Origin of the sequence: Streptomyces luomodiensis, from assembly GCF_031679605.1 — a bacterium.
GTDB classification, from domain to species: Bacteria; Actinomycetota; Actinomycetes; order Streptomycetales; family Streptomycetaceae; genus Streptomyces; species Streptomyces luomodiensis.
Window position 1 is genome coordinate 7,803,655 of record NZ_CP117522.1, and the last position, 20,254, is coordinate 7,823,908.

General features: G+C 72.8%; 11 protein-coding genes. All 11 read left to right on the plus strand.

The annotated features are described in order from the left end of the window. Nucleotides 1-181: 181 nt before the first annotated feature. The 11 genes from PS467_RS32970 to PS467_RS33020 all read left to right on the plus strand — a co-directional run bounded on the left by PS467_RS32970 (nucleotide 182) and on the right by PS467_RS33020 (nucleotide 19,853). Nucleotides 182-958, plus strand: a complete 777-nt coding sequence (locus PS467_RS32970; RefSeq protein WP_349256475.1) for an IclR family transcriptional regulator — start codon at nucleotides 182-184, stop codon at nucleotides 956-958. 214 nt (nucleotides 959-1,172) lie between these two features. Beyond that, nucleotides 1,173-1,448 (plus strand): response regulator transcription factor, encoded by a 276-nt coding sequence (locus PS467_RS32975; RefSeq protein ID WP_311038281.1) that lies wholly within the window; start codon nucleotides 1,173-1,175, stop codon nucleotides 1,446-1,448. 91 nt (nucleotides 1,449-1,539) lie between these two features. Beyond that, nucleotides 1,540-3,012, plus strand: a complete 1,473-nt coding sequence (locus PS467_RS32980) for an MFS transporter (protein ID WP_311038282.1) — start codon at nucleotides 1,540-1,542, stop codon at nucleotides 3,010-3,012. 139 nt (nucleotides 3,013-3,151) lie between these two features. Next, nucleotides 3,152-4,525, plus strand: a complete 1,374-nt coding sequence (locus PS467_RS32985; RefSeq protein WP_311038283.1) for an NAD(P)/FAD-dependent oxidoreductase — start codon at nucleotides 3,152-3,154, stop codon at nucleotides 4,523-4,525. Between the two features lie 161 nt (nucleotides 4,526-4,686). Then, nucleotides 4,687-6,213 (plus strand): acyltransferase domain-containing protein, encoded by a 1,527-nt coding sequence (locus tag PS467_RS32990; protein WP_311038284.1) that lies wholly within the window; start codon nucleotides 4,687-4,689, stop codon nucleotides 6,211-6,213. Nucleotides 6,214-6,261: 48 nt separating this feature from the next. Then, nucleotides 6,262-13,095, plus strand: a complete 6,834-nt coding sequence (locus PS467_RS32995) for an SDR family oxidoreductase (protein ID WP_311038285.1) — start codon at nucleotides 6,262-6,264, stop codon at nucleotides 13,093-13,095. Then, nucleotides 13,092-15,467 (plus strand): SDR family NAD(P)-dependent oxidoreductase, encoded by a 2,376-nt coding sequence (locus tag PS467_RS33000; RefSeq protein WP_311038286.1) that lies wholly within the window; start codon nucleotides 13,092-13,094, stop codon nucleotides 15,465-15,467. The genes PS467_RS32995 and PS467_RS33000 overlap by 4 nt, the downstream gene beginning before the upstream one ends. Nucleotides 15,468-15,478: 11 nt before the next feature. After that, nucleotides 15,479-15,916 carry an ester cyclase gene (locus PS467_RS33005; protein WP_311038287.1) on the plus strand — a complete coding sequence of 146 codons (438 nt, stop codon included), beginning with the start codon at nucleotides 15,479-15,481 and terminating at the stop codon, nucleotides 15,914-15,916. Next, a complete protein-coding gene (locus PS467_RS33010; RefSeq protein WP_311038288.1) occupies nucleotides 15,913-16,839 on the plus strand; it encodes an SDR family NAD(P)-dependent oxidoreductase in 927 nt (308 codons plus the stop codon). Before PS467_RS33005 ends, PS467_RS33010 begins: the two co-directional genes overlap by 4 nt. Beyond that, nucleotides 16,836-18,269 carry a cytochrome P450 gene (locus tag PS467_RS33015; RefSeq protein ID WP_311038289.1) on the plus strand — a complete coding sequence of 478 codons (1,434 nt, stop codon included), beginning with the start codon at nucleotides 16,836-16,838 and terminating at the stop codon, nucleotides 18,267-18,269. Before PS467_RS33010 ends, PS467_RS33015 begins: the two co-directional genes overlap by 4 nt. A gap of 843 nt (nucleotides 18,270-19,112) precedes the next feature. Further along, nucleotides 19,113-19,853 carry a TetR/AcrR family transcriptional regulator gene (locus PS467_RS33020; RefSeq protein WP_268975343.1) on the plus strand — a complete coding sequence of 247 codons (741 nt, stop codon included), beginning with the start codon at nucleotides 19,113-19,115 and terminating at the stop codon, nucleotides 19,851-19,853. The last annotated feature ends 401 nt before the right edge of the window (nucleotides 19,854-20,254 follow it).

Below are 20,254 nucleotides of genomic sequence, written 5' to 3' on the forward strand. Positions count from 1 at the left end.
GCCCCGCCGGGCAACCCGGCGGGGCCTTGTTGTCCACAAGCGGACCCCTGCCCCGGTCGGGGAATGCCCGTGCCCGCCTGGTGCGTTGAGCAGGGCGACGGGGGAGTCTGCACAGGGGGCTGACGGGGTGTCCAGTAGCGGTGCCGTGGGGGGAAGCAGCCATGCCGAGAGGGTGTTCCGGGTGCAGCGGGCCTTCACCCGGCTCGGCGGACGGGCCCATGGGCCCGGTGCGTTGGCCAGAGCGGCCGGTCTGGACGATTCGAGCGTCTACCGGATACTCCAGTCCGGGGTGCACGAGGGCATCTTCGTCCGCGAGGGCAGGGGGCTGTACCGGCTGGGCTCGGGCGCCCCGCAGCTCGGCCTCAAGGCGCTGGCCCACTCGCCCGCGCCGGAGGCCGCCCACGCCCTTCTGGAGGGGCTGCGCCGGGCCACCGGCGGCGCGCTGACCTTCCTCTATCTGCTGGCGCCGTTCGGCGGCGCACACCGGCAGTGCGTCGACATGGCCGTCGGCGACTCCGATCTGACGGAGCTGGGGATGACGCCGCGTGCGGTGCAGACCGTCGAGCACTCGCTGCGGGTGGGCGCGGCGGGGCGGGCGATCCTGGCGTATCTGCCGGAGGCCATCCAGTCCGAGGTGCTGGAGCGGCCGGTGCCCGCCGAGGCCGGGCCCGGCGCCTACCGGGACGACGTCCGGCTGGTCGCCTCGCTGCACCGGATCAGGGCGCGGGGCTACGCCCTGGGGCACGAGGAGTGCGCGGCGGGGTGGAACGAGTGCGCGGCGCCGGTCACCTGGGACGGACTGGTCATGGGCTCGGTGCTGGTGATGAAGCCCAAAAGGGTCATGCCGCGGTGTCCGGTGACCGTCATCGACGCGGTCGAGCAGACGGCGGCCGGGCTGGCCGATCTGGGGCGCGGCGGTCCCGTCCCCTCGAACGGGAATGATCCGACGCCCAAGTAAATTTACGGTAACAGGGGTTAACGCGAAGCGCATTCGGAGTGCTTCACCTGCCCTTTCTCGCGAGGCGAGAAAGGACCGGAAATCCTTGACTCGTACGGGCGTGCGGCCGCAATAATCAAGGTGGCAATCCAGTCTGATTCTTGCACGGGCGGCGGCTTGGTGCGCCGCATACAAGGGGGAAATCATCGTGTCCGACAGGGGCGGTCTTGCCGTCGTGTCCGATACTCCCGTGCCCAGCTGGTCACGGGAGCTGGAGCGGGTGTCGCTGTTATCGGCCCGGGAGGCCCAGACGTTCGCGCTGCTCGGCGCGGGCTGGTCCAACCGCCGTATCGCACTGCGGCTCCAGGTGACCGAGCGCACGGTGAAGGCGCACGTGGCCTCAATACTCGCGAAACTGCAGGTGGAATCCCGGCTGCAAGCCGGTCTGGTCGCCCTCAGCTACCGGCACCTGTACCAAAGTACAGTTTCCGAGCGGAACGTGGCCGGTTAGCGTTGCCCTGTCTGCCTCATTATCCGTCGGCCGGATATCGCATTGCACCAATCCGTCGCACAGCAATCGCGCCGTCATAGGAAAGGTATTCATGACTGACCGTTCCGGCCCGAGCGGAATGAACCCCGTGTGGACGCTGGTGGTGTCCGGACTCACCGTCTTCATGGCCGCCTTGGACAACCTCGTCGTCATCACCGCGCTGCCCGCCATCCAGCAGGACCTGGGCACCAGCCTCCAGGACCTGGAGTGGACGGTGAACGGCTACACCCTCACCTTCTCGGTCTTCCTGATGGCCGGCGCGGCCGCCGGGGACCGGTTCGGGCGCCGCCGGGTCTTTCTGGCCGGCCTGGTCGTCTTCACCGGGGCCTCCGCCGCCGCGGCGCTGTCCGGCAGCGCGGACGCCCTGATCGCCGCCCGGACCGTACAGGGCCTCGGGGCCGCCGTGGTGATGCCGCTGACGCTGACCCTGCTGACCGTCGCCGTCCCCGAGCGCCGACGCGGTCTGGCGCTCGGCGTCTGGGGCGCCCTCAGCGGGCTCGCGGTCGCGCTCGGCCCGCTGATCGGCGGGGCCGTGGTGGAGAAGATCTCCTGGGAATGGATCTTCTGGGTCAATGTGCCGATCGGTGTGGTGGTGCTGGTGCTCGGCCTGTGGAAGCTGGCCGAGTCCACCCGCCCGGACACCTCGCTCGACCCGGCCGGCACCGTCCTGGTCAGCCTCGGGGTGTTCGGGGTGGTCTACGCGCTGGTGTCCACCACCGAACACGGCTGGTCCAGCGGCCGGGTGCTCGGGTTCCTGGCCGGCGGGGCGGTGGTCCTCGCGCTCTTCGTCCTCTGGGAGCTGCGCAGCGCCGAACCCATGCTGCCGATGCGGCTGTTCCGCAATCGCGCGTTCAGCGCGGTCAACGCCGCCAGTCTGCTGATGTTCGCGGCCATGTTCGGACTGGTCTTCCTGCTCACCCAGTTCATGCAGAACATCCAGGGCTTCTCGCCGCTGGAAGCGGGCGTGAAGATGCTGCCGTGGACGGCGATGCCGGTCGTGGTCGCCCCGCTGGCGGCGCTGCTGACCGCCCGGCTCGGCAACCGCCTGGTGGTCGCCGCGGGGCTGCTGTTCGAGGCCGCGGGGCTGGCCTGGCTGGCCTCCGTGGTGAGCGTGGACACCGCGTACGCCGACCAGGTGCCCGGTCTGGTGCTCGGCGGAATCGGCCTGGGGCTGTTCTTCTCGCCCGTCGCGGAAATGGCGATGAACATCGTCGCACCCCGCGACCAGGGAATCGCCTCGGGCGCCAACAACACCTTCCGGGAGCTCGGTGGCGCACTCGGCGTCGCGGTGCTGACCTCCGTATTCACCACGCTGGGCGGATACGGATCGCCCCAGGAATTCGTGGACGGGCTGCGGCCCGCCTCCTGGATCGGCGCCGGAATCGCCGCCCTCGGCTGTCTGGCCATTCTCACGGCACCGCGCGGGCGCACCGCGCCGGGTGAATCGACGGTGATTTCCTCGGGCGCCGGCGAGACGGTCGAGGACGCACACCCGGGAAACCTTCCGAGCCGGTCGCGCAACTAGATTCGACAGGCCGAAGACAGCAGATCGAAGACAGGCCGAAGACAGAGCCAAACCAGAGCGAAGCCAGAACGAAGACAGAGCGAAAAGATGATCCAACCGGCCCCCGGAACCCGGGTGACCGTTGGGTATGGGGGTCGCTATGTACGACGTCATTGTGGTGGGAGCGCGCATCAGCGGGGCATCGACGGCGATGCTCCTGGCGCGAGCGGGGTACCGCGTCCTCCTGCTCGACCGGGCGAAATTCCCCGGCGGAAAGGGGGCCGCGACCAATCTGGTCCACCCCCCGGGAATTCTCCGGCTGAAGCGCTGGGGACTGCTGGACGAGGTGGCCGCCACCGGCTGCCCGCCCATTCACTCCTACGGTCTGCAGAGCGGCCCCGTTCACCTCATGGCCAAGCTGCCCGCCGTCGAGGGTGTGGCCGAGGCGTACTCCCCGGAGCGCCGCAAGCTCGATGAGATCCTGCTCCAGGCCGCCGTCAAGGCCGGGGCGGAACTGCGGGAACAGGTCGCGCTGCGCGAACTGCTGACGGATGAGCAGGGCACCGTCATCGGCGTCCGGGCCGAGACCGAGGACCGCACCCCCCTCGTGGCGCACGCCCGGCTGGTGGTCGGCGCCGACGGCTCGAACTCCACCGTCGCCCGGCTGGTGGGCGCGGAGAAGTACGAATCCCATCCGGTGCTCAACAAGAGCCACTGGTCGTACTGGGCCGGTCTGCCGCACGACGGCAAGGTGCGCACCTACCGCCACCGCCATCGGCACGCCTTCACCTGGCCCACCCACGACGGGCTCACCATCGTCGGCGTGGCCCTGCCGGTCAAGGACTTCAAGGCGGCGCCCGACGAGGAGCGCGACGCCACGGTCATCGCCGCCTTCGAGGACGTCGACCCCGAGTTCGCGGCGCGGCTGCGGGAGACCCGGCGCGCCGACACATGGATGACCGGCGCGGTCCCCAACTTCCTGCGCCACTGTCACGGCCCCGGCTGGGCCCTGGTCGGCGACGCGGGCTACACCCGCGACCCCATCACCGCGGCCGGTATCACCGACGCCCTGCGCGGCGCCGAACTGCTGGCGGAGGCCGTGGAGCCCGCCCTGTCCGGCGACCGCGACCTCACCGCCGCGCTCACCGACTACGCCCGGCGCCGCGACGCCCTGGTGAGCGGCCACTTCCGGTACACCCGCGACCATGCCGCGATCGCCGACTACAACCGCGAGGAGCTGGAGTTCATCCGGGCGATGGCCCGCAGCCCGCAGCACGGCAGTGGGATGGTCGGGATGTTCGCCACGATCGTCCCGCCGGCCGAGTTCTACTCCCCGGCCAACATCCATGCCCTCTTCGACCACATCCCCGCAGGCCCCGAGCCGGGCTGGAAGATCCGGATGGTGCGCTGGCTGGTGCGCGGCGCCCCCAGGCATCTGCCCCCGGCGACCCGGCTCGCCGACCGGCTGATCGCCGCCAACCTCGGGAGCATGGGCGCCTTCCTGCTCGGCTCCCCGGTCGCCCGAGCGGCCTAGCCCCGCCCTTCCGGCGCGCCCACGCGCCGGGGGCACTTCCGCGGCCCGCCCACGCGGCACGGCCGCGACCTCACAACGGCCATCGGCCGTCCACAGCGCCGCGTCACCCGTGCGGGTGGCGCACCTCATCCATCGTCACCCCTTCCACCAGGAGGTTCGGCATGTCCACCCACCTGCCCGTCGACGCCATGACGGCCTTTCTCTTCCCCGGTCAGGGCGGCTTCGACGGCGAGGCGCTCCGCCGCGCCAAGGAGCTCCACCCCCAGATCGGCCGGGTCTTCGAGCGGCTCGACGCCGTGACCGAGGAGCTGTACGCCCGCCGCCTCTCCGATGTGCTCTTCGGCGAGCGCAAGGCCGATCTGCGCGATCTGCTCGACAGCGACCCGTGGGCCTCCCAGGTCGCCATCTACGGCGCGGGCCTGGCCGCCTACGAGATCCTCGCCGCCCGGGGCGTCACCCCCGACGTCCTGGCCGGCCACAGCCTCGGCGAGATCACCGCCCTGGTGGCGGCCGGGGCCTTCTCGGTCGAAGACGGCGTCCGGATCGTCGCCCAGCGCGTCGCCGTGATCGAGCGGCAGGGCGGTGTCGACGGCCGCATGGTGGCCCTGTCCGCGAGCGCCGAGCGCACCCGCAAGCTGCTGGAGCTGGTGGACGAGCCGCTGCTGGCCGTCGCCACCGAGAACCACGACGAGCAGACCGTCGTCAGCGGCCCCGCCGGAATCCTGGACCGGGTCGTGGCGATCGCCGGACAGCTGGGCGTGGGCGCCATCGAGATCGACACCCCCTTCCCCTTCCACACCCCGGCGCTGGCCCCCGCCGCCCCCGAGTTCGCCGCGTACGTACGGAAGCTGGACCAGCATCCGCTGAACCGCCCCGTCTACTCGCCGATCCTCCAGCGCTACTACGAGCCCGGGGACGTGCTCGCCGACCTGCTGGCCGAGCACTTCACCCAGCCGGTGCGGTTCGCCGCGGCCGTGCGGCACCTGCGGGAGACCGGCGTCGGGGTGTTCGTGGAGGCGGGCGGGCGCGCCGCGCTCTCCAAACTGGTCGCCAAGGTGACCACGGGCTCCCCGGTGCGGTCGCTGCCCACGCTGGCCCTGACCGGCGGACGGCTCGCGCTCGACGGAACCCTCGAAGAGCTGCGCGAGGCCGGTCTCGCCGCGCCCGAGCGCGGCGGGCTCGCCGAACTGCTGGCCCCCTCGGTGCCCGCCGAGGTGTTCGCGGCGTACTGGAGCGAGCGCGGTCAGATGGTGCTGGAGCTGGTCCGCACCGAACTGGACGCCTTCCGCAAGTCCACCGAGTCCCGGCGCGCCGAGCCCGAGCCCGCCGCCGAGACCGCCCCGGCCCCGGCTCCGGCCGCCCCGGCTCCGGCCTCGCCCGGGTCCGGGCCGCGGCCGGAGGCGTACGACCGTGAGCGGCTCTTCGCGGAGCTGCGCACCCTCTACGCCGAAGCGCTCGAATACCCCGAGGACGTCTTCGAGGACGAGGTGCAGCTGGAGGCCGAGCTGGGCGTCGACTCCGTCAAGCAGGTCGAGCTCCTGTCCAGGGTCTCCAGCCGTTACGGGCTGCCGCCGCGCGAGTCCGGCTTCCGGCTGGCGACCTACAACACCATGGGCAAGATCACCGACTTTGTGCTCCAGCAGCTGAACGACCAGGGGGCCCACGCGGCGGCCTCCGCCGCGGGCTGAACCGCCCACCCCCTCGTCGCAGAAGTCGCAGAAGGAGTCAGTCGTTCCATGAAAGACCTCACGGGGAAGGTGGCCCTGGTCACCGGAGGTTCCAAGGGCGTGGGCAAGGCGATCGCGCGGACCCTCGCGGACCGCGGCGCCGCTGTCGTCCTCAACTACTTCCACTCGCACGACCAGGCCAAGCGCACCAGGGACGAACTGGTGGCACGCGGCGCCCGGGTCGAGCTCGCACGGGCCTCGGTGGCCCGGCAGGAGCAGGTCGACCGGATGTTCGCCGAGATCGAGGAGCGCCACGGGCGGCTGGACATCCTCGTCAACAGCGCCGCCAACGGGGCTCTGCTGCCCCTGGCCGAGGTGACCGACGAGGACATCGCCAAGGCCATCGACACCAACTACAAGGGCGGACTGCGCTGCGCCCGCGCCGCGGCCCCGCTGATGGCGCGCACCGGCGGCGGGTCGATCGTCACCGTCTCGGCGCTCGGCGGCTCGCAGATGGTGATGGCCAACTACTCGGCCTGCGCCCCCGCCAAGGCGGCCGCCGAGGCGGCGACCCGCTATCTCGCCGTGGAGTTCGCCCCGCTCGGCATCCGGGTGAACACGGCGTCGGCCGCGATGCTCGAAAGCGAGGTCGCGGACAAGTTCCCCCGGGCCCGGGAGATGCAGGAGGTGATCGCCAAGGCGACCCCCTTCGGACGGCTGGGCACTCCGGAGGAGTTCGCGGACGTCGTGGCCTTCCTGGCCTCCGACGCCTCGCGGTGGATCACCGGACAGGTGGTGCTCGCCGACGGCGGACTGACCCTGGGCGCGGCCCTCCTGTCCCCACCGACCGCCGCCCCCGCGGCGGGGGATGCCCGGGTGTCGGGGGTGGCCCCCGCGCCGGGGATGGCTGCCGCATTGGAGGAGACCGCCGCAGCGGGGGGAGTTTTTGCAGCGGGGGTGGCCGCCGCGCCGGGGGAGGTCCCCGTATCGGGGGCGGCTGTCGCGTCGGGGGTGGCCCCCACAGAGCAGGAGAACGCCGCAGCGGGGGTGGCCGCCGCGTCGGGGGAGGCCCCCGCGTCGGGGGTGGCTGCCGTATCGGAGGATGCCCGGGTGCCGGGGGTGGCCCCCGCGTCGGGGGTGGCTGCCGTATCGGAGGATGCCCGGGTGCCGGAGGCGGCTGCCGTGTCGGGGGTGGCTCCCGCAGAGCAGGAGAACGCCGTAGCGGGGGTGGCCGCCGCGTCGGGGGAGGTGCCCGCGTTGGGGGTGGCCGCCGTAGCGGGGGAAGTCCCCGTATCGGGGGCGGCTGTCGCGTCGGGGGTGGCCCCCACAGAGCAGGAGAACGCCGCAGCGGGGGTGGCCGCCGCGTCGGGGGAGGCCCCCGCGTCGGGGGTGGCTGCCGTATCGGAGGATGCCCGGGTGCCGGGGGTGGCCCCCGCGTCGGGGGTGGCTGCCGTATCGGAGGATGCCCGGGTGCCGGGGGTGGCCCCCGCGCCGGGGGTGGCTGCCGCATCGGAGAAGACCGCCGCGTCGGGGGAAGCCCCCGCGGCTGCCGCGCCGCAGGCGGTCGCGCCGGAGGGGGCCCCTGCACCGGAGTCCGCGGCCGTCGTGGCGGAGGCCGTACCGGAGTCCGCGCCCGCGCCCGTCGTGCCGTCCGAGCCCGTGGGGGCCACGGGCCCGGCCGCCGGCGTCGCCGAGGTCCTGGAGGCGCCCGATCCCGCCGGGCTCCCCGGCGTCCCCGGCGGCCCCGATGTCCCCGATGACGCGATCGCCGTCGTCGGCATGGGCCTGGCCGTTGCCGGGGCGAACAGTCCCGAGGAGTTCTGGAAGCTCCGTACGACCGGTGACGAGCTGTTCGTCAAGATCCCCCGGGACCGCTGGCGGCACGAGAACTTCCACGCCGTCGACACCGCCGCCGAGGACAAGGCGTACGCCGACCGCTGCGTCTTCATCACGGACTTCGAGGCCGTCCCCGGCTCGGTCGACAGCATGGCCGACGGCGCCGACGACCACGAGTTGACCACCATGTGGCTGCGCCACAGCCTGGTCCAGGCCCTCGGCGGGGTGCGCCGCCGGGACACCGACCGCTGCTCCTTCGTCGTCGGCTACACCCCCGACGGCAGCCAGCACCTCGAAGAGGCCGGGGTGCTGGACAGCGTCACCCGGATGACCCGCGACATCCTCCGAGACCTGCCGCTGGACGATGCAGAGCGCGCCGCCCTCGGCGGCGACATCGAAGCCGCCCTCGCCCGCCGCTACTGGCGCGCCGGACACGACCGTTCGCGGTTCCTGCCGCACCGGGTGGGCGAGTTGGCGATGCGCGGTCTGCTGCCGCCGTCCACCGAGCTGCACATGGTGGACACCGCCTGCTCCTCGTCGCTGTACGCGATCGACATCGCGGCCAAGGGCCTGCTCATGGGCAAGCAGGACATCGCCGTCTGCGGCGGCGCCTTCGCCCTCGCACCGCGCGGCACCGTGCTCTTCTCCAAGCTCCAGGGGCTCTCCAAGCGCGGTGAGGTGCACGCGCTGGACGAGGACGCCGATGGGGTGATCTTCGCCGACGGCGCCGCGCTGGTCGTCCTCAAGCGGCTGAGCCGGGCGCGGGCCGACGGCGACAAGGTGCTCGGGGTGCTCCGGGCGTTCGGCTCGTCCTCCGACGGCAAGGGCAAGGCCATCTACGCGCCCAACGCCGCCGGTCAGAGCCTGGCGGTGCGGCGCGCCCTGGAGGCGGGCGAGGTGGAGGGCGGCGCGGTGCAGTGGGTCAACGCCCACGCCACCGGCACCCCGGCCGGTGACCTCGCGGAGTTCACCACGCTGCGGGAGTACTACGGCACCGCCGGACCGGCCGCCGTGACCTCCAACAAGTCCCTGATCGGGCACACCGGCTGGGCGGCGGGCGTGGTCTCGCTCATCGAGAACCTGCTGGGCCTGGCCGAGCACACCATCCCCGGGCAGTTCCGCTTCTCCAGGCCCCGCGAGGACTTCCGGCTCGCCGAGACCGGACTGGAGATCACCCCCGAGCGCAAGGACTGGCCGGGCCGGCCGGACGGGCCGCGGCTGGCCGCGGTGTCCGGCTTCGGCTTCGGCGGTACCAACGCCCACCTGATCGTCTCCGAGTACTCCGAGTACCGCAGGCCCGCCGCCTCGCCGAACGCCAACGCCAAAACCACCGCCCCCGCCACCGTCACCAAGGTCCCGGACACCGGCAGTCGGGTGGCCATCGTCGGCTGGTCGGCCCATCTGCCAGGACTGGACGGCCGCGAGGAGGTCACCCGCTGGCTGGGCGGCGGCCCGCGCCCCCGTGACAGCTTCGGCGAGGAGTACCCGGCGCCGCCGTTCAGCAAGGTCCGGCTGCCTCCCAAGACCATCCGCGCCCTGGACCGCTGCCAGCTGATGATCGTGGAGTGCGCCCATCAGCTGCGCGACCGGATGCCCGAGTTCTGGCAGGAGCGGGCGCTCAAGACCGGGGTGTTCGTCGGCCACATGGGCCCGACCCGCGCCGCGATGCTCTACGCCAACCGCTGCTACCTCGACGACATCGCCGAGGCGCTCGGCGAGCTGCGCTCCGAGGCCCTGCCCGGTGTGCTGGAACGGCTCGGCGACCGCGTACGCGGCCTGATCCCGGCCTCCAACGAGGACTCCTTCCCCGGCCAGATGCCCAACATCATCTCGGCTCGGGTGGCGAACTACTTCGACCTCAACGGCCCGAACATGACGATGGACTCCGGATTCGCCTCCGCCGTCTCCTCGATCACCTCCGCGGCCCGCTATCTGCGCACCGGGGAGCTGGACTTCGCGCTCGCGGGCGGCATCAACGGCAACAGCCTCCCGGAGTACCGGACGCTGATCGGCGCGCTGCTGCCGCCGGAGGCCGAGGAACTCGCCGAGGGCGCCTTCCTGTTCGCCCTCACCACCGAGGAGCGGGCCCGCGCCGCGGGGCTCACGGTGCTCGCCTACGTGGACGAACCGCTCGGCGCCGTCGAGGCGGGGCGCGGCGAGTCCGCCCCGGACGAGGTCCTGCTGTGCGGTGCGCCCGCGCCCGAGCACGCCCGCTATCTGGGGGCGGCCGGCGGTCTGGCCGTCCTCAAGGCGCTGCACCGGCCCTCGGGGACCGTGGAGATCGCCACCGACGAGAGCGAGGGCGCCGCCGGGGCCCGGCTCCGGCTGACCATCCCCGGCGACGAGGTGGAACCCGGCGACGACCCCGGTTCCGGCGGCGCCGAGGCGGCCCCGGCCACGCTGCCAGCCGAGGCGGTCCCGGCCACGCTGCCCGCCGAGGCGGCCCCGGCCACGCTGTCCGCCGCGCGCCCCGCCACGCTGCCCGCCGCGTTCGCCACCGACGGGCGGCTCGCGGACGGCACCCCGGTACGGGTCCGCCGCCAGGTGCCCGTGCTGACCGAACTGCCCGCGCGCACCGTGCGCGAGCGCGTCCCCTTCCTCCCGGCCGGCGCGGTGGTGCTCACCGACGCCCCCGGGCCGCTCGCCGAGGTCGTGCCGCCGGGCGCGGACCTCACCGTCCTGTCCACGGCGCCGCTTGCCGCCCCGCGCTCCGGCTGGCACCACCTGTCCGAGGTCACCGAGGAGTCGGTCCGCCGGGCCCTGGCCGGCGCGGGCCCCCGGATCACCCACCTCAGGGTGGTCGGCGACCTCGGCGCGGCGGCCACGGACGGCCCCGCGCCCGCCCTCACCGCCCTGCACGACGCCGCCTACCTCACGCTCCAGCAGGCGTACGACGACCTCGGCGACCCCGGCTCCTCGGCCGTGGCGCTGCTGCTGGGCGCCGCTCCCGGCGGCACCCCGCACCCGTACACCGGGCTGTTCACCGGGCTGTGGAAGACCGCGGCCCTGGAGCGCGACGCGTGCCTGGCCTTCGCGCTGTGCACCTCCGCCACCGGCCTCGCCGGGGCCATCGCCCGCGCCGAGGAGGAGAGCGCGGCCGAGCGGGTCTTCCCCGTGGTGTTCGACATCGAGGGCGTACGGAAGGCGTATCTGCTCTCCGACGAGCCGAACGACCTGCGCGAGGGGGCGCCGGCCGTGCTCGGCCCGGACTCCGTCGTGGTGGTCGCCGGCGGCGCCCGGGGCATCACCGCCGAGGTGGTCAAGGCGGTCGCCGAGCACTTCCGGCCCCGGATCTACGTTCTGGGCAGCAACTCCCTGGACGACTACCCGCCGGAGACCTATCAGGGGACCGACGAGGAGTTCGCCGCCCGCCGCTCCGGCTACATCAAGACGGAGATCGCCCGGCGTGACGGCCGTACCGTCGCCGACATCAACCGCGCCTTCGACCGCATGGTCAACGCCCGCTGGGCGCGCCGGAACCTGGACGAGATGGCCGCCCACAGCGGGGCCGGCCGGGTCACCTACCTCACCTGCGACATGCGCGACGGCGCCGGGGTGGACCGGGCGATCGGCCGGGTCCTGGCCGAGCGGGGGCGGATCGACCTGCTGGTCAACGCCGCCGGGCTACAGCGCTCGGGGCTGATCAAGGACAAGGGCTTCGCCGAGTTCACCGCCATCCGCGATCTGAAGCTGGACTCCTATCTCCACCTCAAGCGTGCCCTGCGCACCGCCCCGCCCCGGCTGTGGTGCAACTTCGGCTCGCTGCTGGGCTACTTCGGGCAGCTGGGGGAGGCCGACTACGCCGCGGCCAACGACTTCCTGGCCGCCGCCGCCACCCACGCCCGCGCCACCGATCCGCAGGCGGACGAGGTCACCATCGGCTGGACGCTGTGGGAGGGCGTCGGCATGGGGGCCAACGAGCTGACCAAGGCGTACTACGAGCGCGCCGGCTCGTACAGCAACATGGCCGTCGCCGAGGGCGTCCACCACTTCGTCCAGGAGCTGCACGTCCCCGTGCGGCGCCCCTCCGTCGTCCACCTCGGCGACGCCGAGCGCGCCACGGTCGAGCGCTTCTACCCCGGCTACCTCTCCACCAGCGGCGAGCCGCGGCGGCCCGGGTTCTTCCTGCGCCGGCTGGTGGCGTCCGATGAGCGGTCCCAGGTCCACGAGTGCGCCTTCGACCTGGAGACGGACGGCTATCTGGAACACCACACGGTGCGCGGCGAGGCCACCCTGCCCGGCACCTTCGTCACCGAACTGGCCGCCGAGGCGGCCCGCGCCCTGGTCCCCGGCAAGCGGGTGATCGCCTTCGAGGACCTGCGCTTCGAGCACTTCCTGCGGGTCTACCGGGACCACCCGGCGGGCCCGAAACGCATCCGGGCGGAGCTGGTCGACGGCCCCGGTGAGGTGACCGCCGTCCAGGTGCGGATCAGCGAGGACGTGGTCGCGCCCAGCGGGGTGGTCCTGGTCAAGGACCGGGTCCACTTCCGGGCCCGGGTGCTGCTGGACACCGAGGCGCCCACCGCGCCGCGCTGGGAGGAGTGGCCGCCGGGGGAGGAGACGCCCGTCCCCGACCCGTACCACCAGCCCGGCTCCCCGGTGCGGCTGACCGGCCCCTTCGTCTCCACCACCGACACCCGCATCCACCCCCGGGGCAAGCGGGCCCGCTACGCGCCCGCCATCCCGGCCGGCGATCCGGTGTGGTCCCGTTTCACCGTGCCGGCCATCCTGCTCGACGGGCTGGCCCGGGTGGGGGTGCTGGACCTGGTCGACGGCCATCTGGTGCCGGTGGCCGCACCGCTGTCGATCCGCCGGATCGATCTGTACGAGGAGATCAGCGACCACGATCTGGCCGTCTCCCAGGCGGCCGTCGACCTCTTCGTCACCCCGCCGGGCTTCGATCTGACCGCCGACGCCATCAGCAACCGCTTCGTCGCGGTACGGCCCGACGGCCGGATGCTGCTCCAGATGAAGGACATGCGGGCCACCCTCATCGGCTACATCGACACCGAGACCGGCGAGGCCGTCCCGGCCCCGCAGCCGGCACCCGGGGAGGGCCTGGTATGACGGCGGCCGCTCAGGACGGGCCGGTCCAGCCGGTGACCCGGATGGTGTGGCGGCTCACCGAGCTGCCGCGCCCGGCCGGGCCGCACCCCCGGCTGGCCGGCATGCGGGTGCTGCTGATCGGCGGCGAACAGGACGTCGCCGCCGGGGTGGAGCGCGCACTGAAGGAACACGGCGCGCTGGTGCGCCGGGGGCCGGACGGTCCCGGCCCCGTGGACGCCATCGTCGACCTCACCGTGGGCCGGCCGTACGGTCCGGACCCGGCAGCCTCCGCCGGGGTCTGGCGGCGGGCGCTGACCGAGACCGTGACCGCGCTGCGCGGCGCTTACGACGACTGGGCCGCGGAGACCGCCGCGGACCGGCTGTTCTACCTCGCCGTCAGCTACCTCGGCGGCGGGATGGGCCAGCACCCGCGGGACGGTCTGGAGCAGCCGCTGGGCGGCATCTGGGCGGGGCTCGCCAAGACCCTGCACCGGGAGTTCCCCAACGTGGGCGCCCGCGTCGTCGACATCGACCTGGCCGCCTCCGCCGAACTGCCCGGCATCGTCGCCGCCGAACTCGGCCGCACCGGCGAGATCGAGGTCGGCTACCGCGACGGCCGCCGGTTCACCCTCACCCCCGAGGCCCGGCCGGTGGCCGCGCCCGCCCTCACCCTCGGCCCCGAGGACACCGTGCTGATCTCCGGCGGCGGCCGGGGCATCGGCTGGGAGCTGGCCCGGTCGCTGGCCGCCCGGCACGGCGCACGGGTCGTGGTGACCGGCCGGGAGCCGTTCCCGAGCGGGGACGAGCCCTGGTTCGGCGCGGACGAGGCCGGGTGGAAGCGCTACGAGAAGGACGTCTGGGCGGGCCGGGCCAAGGGCGAGTCGCCCGCGCTGATCCGCGGCCGGCTGGCCCGTACCCGCCGGCTGTGGGAGCTCGCCCGCCATATGACCGGCGCCCGGCGGGAGGGGCTGCGGGTGGAGTACGCGCGCTGCGACGTCACCGACCGGGCCCAGGTGCGCGAGCTCATCCGGCGGGTGACCGGGCCGGCGGGCGGCAGGCTCGCCGGGGTGGTGCACAACGCCGGGGTGGACACCGCCGCCCGGCTGCCGAAGAAGACCGACGAGGAGATCCTGCGCACCGTAGAGGTCAAGATCGAGGGCTTCCTCAACGTCTTCGAGGCGGTGCGCGACCGCGACCTGAAGTTCTTCTGCAGCGTCGGCTCCCTCACCGGACGGCTCGGCGGCATGGTCGGCCAGCTCGAATACGCGGCGGCCAACGACGGACTGGCCCGGCTGGGCCAGTGGGCCGCCCGCCGGGCCGCGTTCCCCGTGATGACCCTCGCCTGGCCCACCTGGGACCGCATCGGGCTGATCGCCAACTTCGCCGCGGCCCTGCGCTACATGGCCGCGATCGACGTGGCGGACGGTCTGGAGCGCTGGCGGGCCGAACTGCTGGGCGCTTCCGAGGGCGAGGTCACCTTCGTCGGGCCGCTGGGCCGGGCCATCGACCCGGGCCAGGCCGTCGGCTATCCGGTGGTGCCCGCGCTGCCCGGTTTCGCCACCGCCTACCCGAAGATCTTCCACCTCGGCGAGGTGACCGCCTACCAGCCGCACGCCCACCTGGCGGCCCGGGTCGTCCTCGACCCCGAACGCACCCCCGCGCTCGGCGACTTCCGCATCGACGGCGCCCCCGCCCTGCCGCCGTCCCTCCTGCTGGAGAACGCCCTGCGGGCCGCCGAATGGCTCGTCCCGGAGGACTTCCCCGAGCTGCGGGCCGACCGGCTGGAGGAGATCGTGGTGCCGCTGTCGCTGCTGCGCCTCGACGGCCCCGCGATCCGGCTGGTCCGCGAGGCCCGCGGGTTCCACGACGGGCACGACTGGATCGTGGAGGTCCGCTACCGCCACGAAGGCGCCGGGGACGGTGCGGAGGCGAGCCTGCGCATCGTCCACCAGACCGGCGGGCCGCGGCCGCCCGCCCCGCCGCGCCCCGCCGTCCGGCAGACCACCACCCTGCGCTCCGGGCCGCCGTTCCTGCTCTGGCGCGGCGCCGTGGTGCCGGTGTCCGGGTGGACCCCCGGGGACCGTCCGGTGGCCGAGGTCCCGCGCTGCCCGCCGGCCGACCTGTGGGCCACGCCCCTGGTACCCGGGACGGCTCTCCCGGTCGGCGCGCTGGAGAACGTGGTGCGGCACGGCACCACCCAGGGCGACGGGCTCTCGGCCACCGCCGACCCGCTGGTCATCGGCCGTATCGCGGTGCACTCCGCCGAGCGCGGACCCACCCGTGTCGAGGGCGATCCCTCGCTCGGCGTGTGGCGGATCACCGACGCACATTCCGGGGACCCCGTGGCGACCGTCTCGGGGTTCCCCGGCCCGCTGGGAAACACGACGGAATAGGAAGGCGATCCATGTCCACTCCCGAACAGAACAAGGCCGTCCTGGAGCGCTACTACGAGGAGTGCCTCAACAAGGGCAACCTGGACGTCATCTACGAGGGCGCCACCAAGGACCACATCAGCCACGGCACCGCCGCCAACGGCAAGGAGGGCGTGGAGCACCTGAAGGAGTGGGTGCGGCTCCAGCGCGCCTCCTTCCCCGACCTCCACGTCACCGTGGACGACTGGATCCTGGACGGGAACAAGGTCGTCAGCCGGTTCACCGCACGCGGCACCCACACCGGCGACGCCTACGCGGGCCTCATCCCGGCGCAGGGCCGCAAGCTGGAGATCCCCGGCATCGTCATCGACGAGTTCAACGACGAGGGCCTGATCGTGGAGAGCTGGTTCTCCATGGACACCTACGACCTGGCCACCCAGCTCGGGGCGTTCGACGCGCCCCCGGCGTGACCGGCCGCGAGCCGGCCCCGGGCTCCGGGGCCGGCACCCCGGTCCTCATCACCGGCTGCTCCTCCGGTATCGGCCGCGCCTGCGCGCTGCGGCTGCACCGGGCCGGGCACGTGGTGTACGCCACCGCACGGCGGCCCGAGACGCTGACGGAGCTGGCCGCGCTCGGCATCCGCACCATGCCGCTCGACGTCACCGACGAGCCGTCCATGGCCACCGCGGTCGCCGAGGTCGAGGCGGCGCACGGCGCGGTCGGTGCGCTGGTCAACAGCGCCGGCTACGCCATGTCGGGCTGTATCGAGGAAGCCTCCATGGCCGAGGTGCGCGAGCAGTTCGAGACCAATGTCCACGGACTGGTCCGGCTCAGCCAGCTGGTGCTGCCCGCGATGCGCGCCCGGGGCGGCGGCACCATCGTCAACATCTCCTCCATCTTCGGCCGTTACGCCGTCCCCGGCTCGGGCTTCTACAACGCCACCAAGCACGCGGTGGAGGCGCTGAGCGACTCCCTGCGGAACGAGGTGGCCGACTTCGGGGTGCGCGTCGTGCTCGTCGAGCCGGGGCCGGTGCGCACCACCCGGTTCGGCGCCACCTACGTCAGCAATCTGCGTCCGGTGAGCGAGACGTACGAGAGGTTCCGCCAGGAGAGCGCCGAGTACTTCGAGGCGATCTACACCGGCAGCCGCCGGACCCTGGCGGGCACCTTCGCGATCCAGGCCGACGACGTGGCCCGCAGGGTGGCGAAGGTGGTGGCCAAGGGCGCCCGCGGCGCCCGGCCGCGCGCCCGCTATCCCGTGGGATTCCTCGCCCACAGCACGATCGCCCTGCGGCGCCTGGCCCCCGACGCCCTTTTCGACCATCTCTTCGTGCGCCGCCTGTTTCCGGTGCCCCGCGGGCCGCGGCCGCGAAAGCAAGGAGACCACCGATGACCACAGCGACCTCCGCGCCGCGCCTCGCACCCGGCCCCAAGGGCGCCCCGCTGCTGGGCAGTCTGGGCCCCTGGAAGCGGAACACCGCCGAATTCCTCCTCGGTCTGCAGCGCGACTACGGCGAGATCGTCCGGATGCGGCTCGGCCCCTTCCTGGTGCACCAGGTGACCGACCCCGAGGCGGTGCGCCGGGTGCTGGTGGAGAACAACGGCAACTACGTCCGCGGCCCGCTCTACGAGCAGTTCGGCGTGGTCATGGGCAAGGGCCTGCTCACCACCGACGGCGAGTTCTGGCGCGGCCACCGGCGGACGGTGCAGCCGGTGTTCCTCAAGAACGCCATCACCGACATCATCCCCAACATCGTCCGGGCCACCGAGGAGATGCTGGAGACCTGGGAGCGCAAGGCCGCCGCCGGGGAGCCGGTCGATCTGATGACCGACATGCTGCGGCTGACCCTGGTCACCCTCAGCCGCTCGCTGTTCGCCTACGACATCAAGCCGGACTCGGCCCTGCTGAAGACGATCGTGGACGATGTGGTGGAGGTGATGTTCCGGCGCGGCACCGCCACCGAGATGCTGCCCTCCTGGGTGCCGACGGACCGTCAGCGCAAGATCCTGCGCATTCACCGGGTCTTCGACCGCATCGTGGCCGATGTGCGCCGCGCCTACGCCGAGACCGGGGAGGGGCCGCTGATCGCGCTGATGGAGCAGGCCACCGACCCGGCCACCGGGGAGCCCTGGACCGATCAGCAGATCAAGGACGAACTGCTCACCGTCTATCTGGCCGGCCATGAGACCACCGCCGTCGCCCTGTGCTGGACGCTGCTGTCGGTCGCCGCCCACCCAAGCGTCCAGGAGGAGCTGGACGCCGAGATCGCCACGGTGCTCGGCGGCGGGCCGCCGGACGCGCGGAGCGCCGAATCGCTCACGTACACCAAGATGGTCGTCGACGAGAGCCTGCGCATGCATCCGCCCATCTGGATCTTCCCCAGGGCGGCGGTCCAGGCGGACACCCTCGGCGGCTACGGCATCGAACCGGGCTCCTCGGTGCTGCTGTCCCCGCTGGTCTCCCACCACAACCCGCGCCACTGGGACAACCCGCTGGCCTTCGACCCGTACCGGTTCACCCCGCAGGCCATCAAGGAGCGGCCGCGGCTGGCGTATCTGCCGTTCGGATCGGGACCCCGGCAGTGCGTCGGCAACTTCATGGCGCTGCTGGAGCTGCGCATCATCGTGGCCATGGTGAACCAGCGCTTCCGGATCAGCCGGATCCCGGGGACCGAGCTGCGGTACGGCTCACCGGTGATCTCGCTGCGGCCGCTTGAGGACGTGCTGGTGACGGTGACCCCGCGCGAGCGGAGCACCGCCACGCCCCGGCCGGCCCGGCGGACCGCCCCCGTCGCCCCCGCCGCCTGCCCGCACCATCCGTAGGCCCCGCCGTCACCCGTCCGTGACCGCCGTGCTCCGGTATTCCTCCGGTGCTTATGGTCAAAGAATCGTAAACGCCGTACGGGCGGCCCGGGGCCGGAAGCCGGCCCCGGAGGGGGCCCGGGGCGGAAGTGGAAGCGGAGTTTCGGGTCCGGCTCGGCGCCGTCGGCCGCCGGTTATGCGCGCACCGCGGCCGGTGGCGGACGGCCCGCGCCGCCGGGAAGCCGGATCGGGGAAAGCGCTCACCGAATTGGCGGGCGGCGAGCGTAAAGGCGTCGGCGAAACGCGGTGAGGCTCGCGGCGTCGCCCGCGGGACGCGGGGGCTATGGGGGGAAAGGGTGTCCCGTCGGGCCGCGGCGGAGAATACGGGCGACGCGCGCCGGGCCACGTGGCCTGGCTCGTATGCCCCGGACCGCTCACCGAACGTGGGCGCCCGCGATTTCCGTGCCGTCGCGCCCGTTCCTGGTGGAACGGGCCGCGCGGGTGCTTTTCCGCGGGTGCGCCAAGGCCGTCCAGAACTCAAATTCACCTCCGCTACGATCGTTTACCGCAGGGTGGTGCCGACGATGACAGCAAACTTTTTTCCCATGCTCGGCGGGGCGCTCGCGCGCATTCTCTGCGAATGAATGTCCGACGCAAATGCGGCCGCTTCCGCGCGTCCCCCGGTGACCCGGACGGTGCCGGATGAGCCGTCCGGCGGAGCATCCCCCCGGATCTGTGGCAAGGTCGGGGAGCTAGCAGATGAGCCAGAGGTGCTGTCGTCGCCGCTGTTCACTAAACGGAGGCGCTGTATCGTGTGCGTGTACGCCGGGTTGTCGAACGGCGCAGCATCAGGGAGGGGGACGCGTGTCGCCAGGGGAAGCGCACGTCGCACCGTACTCACGGCGCGAGCGGCTGCGCATCGCGACCATCCGTGAAATCAAGGACGTCGCCCGGACGCTCCTGGTTCAGGAGGGCCCGGAAAATGTGACCATCCGGGCCATCGCGCGTGAGATGGGCATGACGGCTCCGGCCGTCTACCGCTACTTCAGTAGCCGGGATGCGCTGATCCTTCAGCTGCGCGTGGACATTTTCGAGGAGATGGCCCGCTTCATGCAGGGGGTCCTCGGACAGCATCCCGAGGAGGAGCCGGGCCGCCGGTGGATCAGCGGCGCTCGGGCGCTGCGCGTCTGGGCGATCAAGCACCCCCATGAGTTCGGGCTCATCCTCGGCCCGTGGGCCCCGGGGCTCGGCCGTGAGGAGACCAAGCCCGAGCGCCATATGAGCTGGGTCTTCGGCTCCGTCTACTCCGATCTGGTCGCCGATCTGTGGCGGGTGCGGGGCTTCCCCGCCCCCGCGGTCGAGGAACTCGACCCCGGGCTCGCGCGCACGCTCACCGCGCTCAGCGAGGACCAGGACGTCGACATGCCCCCCGGTGCCATCGCCGTGATGCTCCGCTGCTGGGTGCGGCTGTACGGGGTGATCTCCATGGAGGCGCTGGGCCATATGTCCTTCGCGCTCTCCGAGGGCCAGCACTTCTTCGAGTTCGAACTGCGCGATCTGTGCCGGGTGCTGGACATCTCCGAGTTCTACGAAGAAGTGGTCTGACCGGGCCCGACGAGGTCCGAAGGACCGTCCGAGGCCGGCCGCGGGCCCCCGGAACCGGTCCGGGGCCCGCGCCTGCCGGGTGGCCCGCGACCACCCGGCCGGGTCCGCCCGAAGGTCACATCGGGGTATCGCCCCGTACGGCTGTAGACCGGGAGGCGTAAGCTGTGGCAGTGCTCATCCGGATCATGTCGGAGCCGGACCGGTGTCCCCTGTTCGGGGGCTCGGGGCCGGAGCCAGTTGACAAGGCGGAGCGGCGTGTCCGGATCGGCCGACCCTGGCAACCGGTGTAGAACGGGGGATGTGACGGCATTGGCTACACGGCCCATCTCCAGCGCTCCCGCGGGGCCCGGTCGCCGGGATCCACGTGGCGTCCTGGGTCTCGCCCGTATGCCTGGCTGTCC

Excerpts from the sequence above, each read along its gene's own strand:
- PS467_RS32980 (WP_311038282.1), top strand. The coding sequence starts at position 1,540 with ATGACTGACCGTTCCGGCCCGAGCGGAATGAACCCCGTGTGGACGCTG.
- PS467_RS32985 (WP_311038283.1), top strand. The coding sequence starts at position 3,152 with ATGTACGACGTCATTGTGGTGGGAGCGCGCATCAGCGGGGCATCGACG.
- PS467_RS32990 (WP_311038284.1), top strand. The coding sequence starts at position 4,687 with ATGTCCACCCACCTGCCCGTCGACGCCATGACGGCCTTTCTCTTCCCC.
- PS467_RS32995 (WP_311038285.1), top strand. The coding sequence starts at position 6,262 with ATGAAAGACCTCACGGGGAAGGTGGCCCTGGTCACCGGAGGTTCCAAG.
- PS467_RS33000 (WP_311038286.1), top strand. The coding sequence starts at position 13,092 with ATGACGGCGGCCGCTCAGGACGGGCCGGTCCAGCCGGTGACCCGGATG.
- PS467_RS33005 (WP_311038287.1), top strand. The coding sequence starts at position 15,479 with ATGTCCACTCCCGAACAGAACAAGGCCGTCCTGGAGCGCTACTACGAG.
- PS467_RS33015 (WP_311038289.1), top strand. The coding sequence starts at position 16,836 with ATGACCACAGCGACCTCCGCGCCGCGCCTCGCACCCGGCCCCAAGGGC.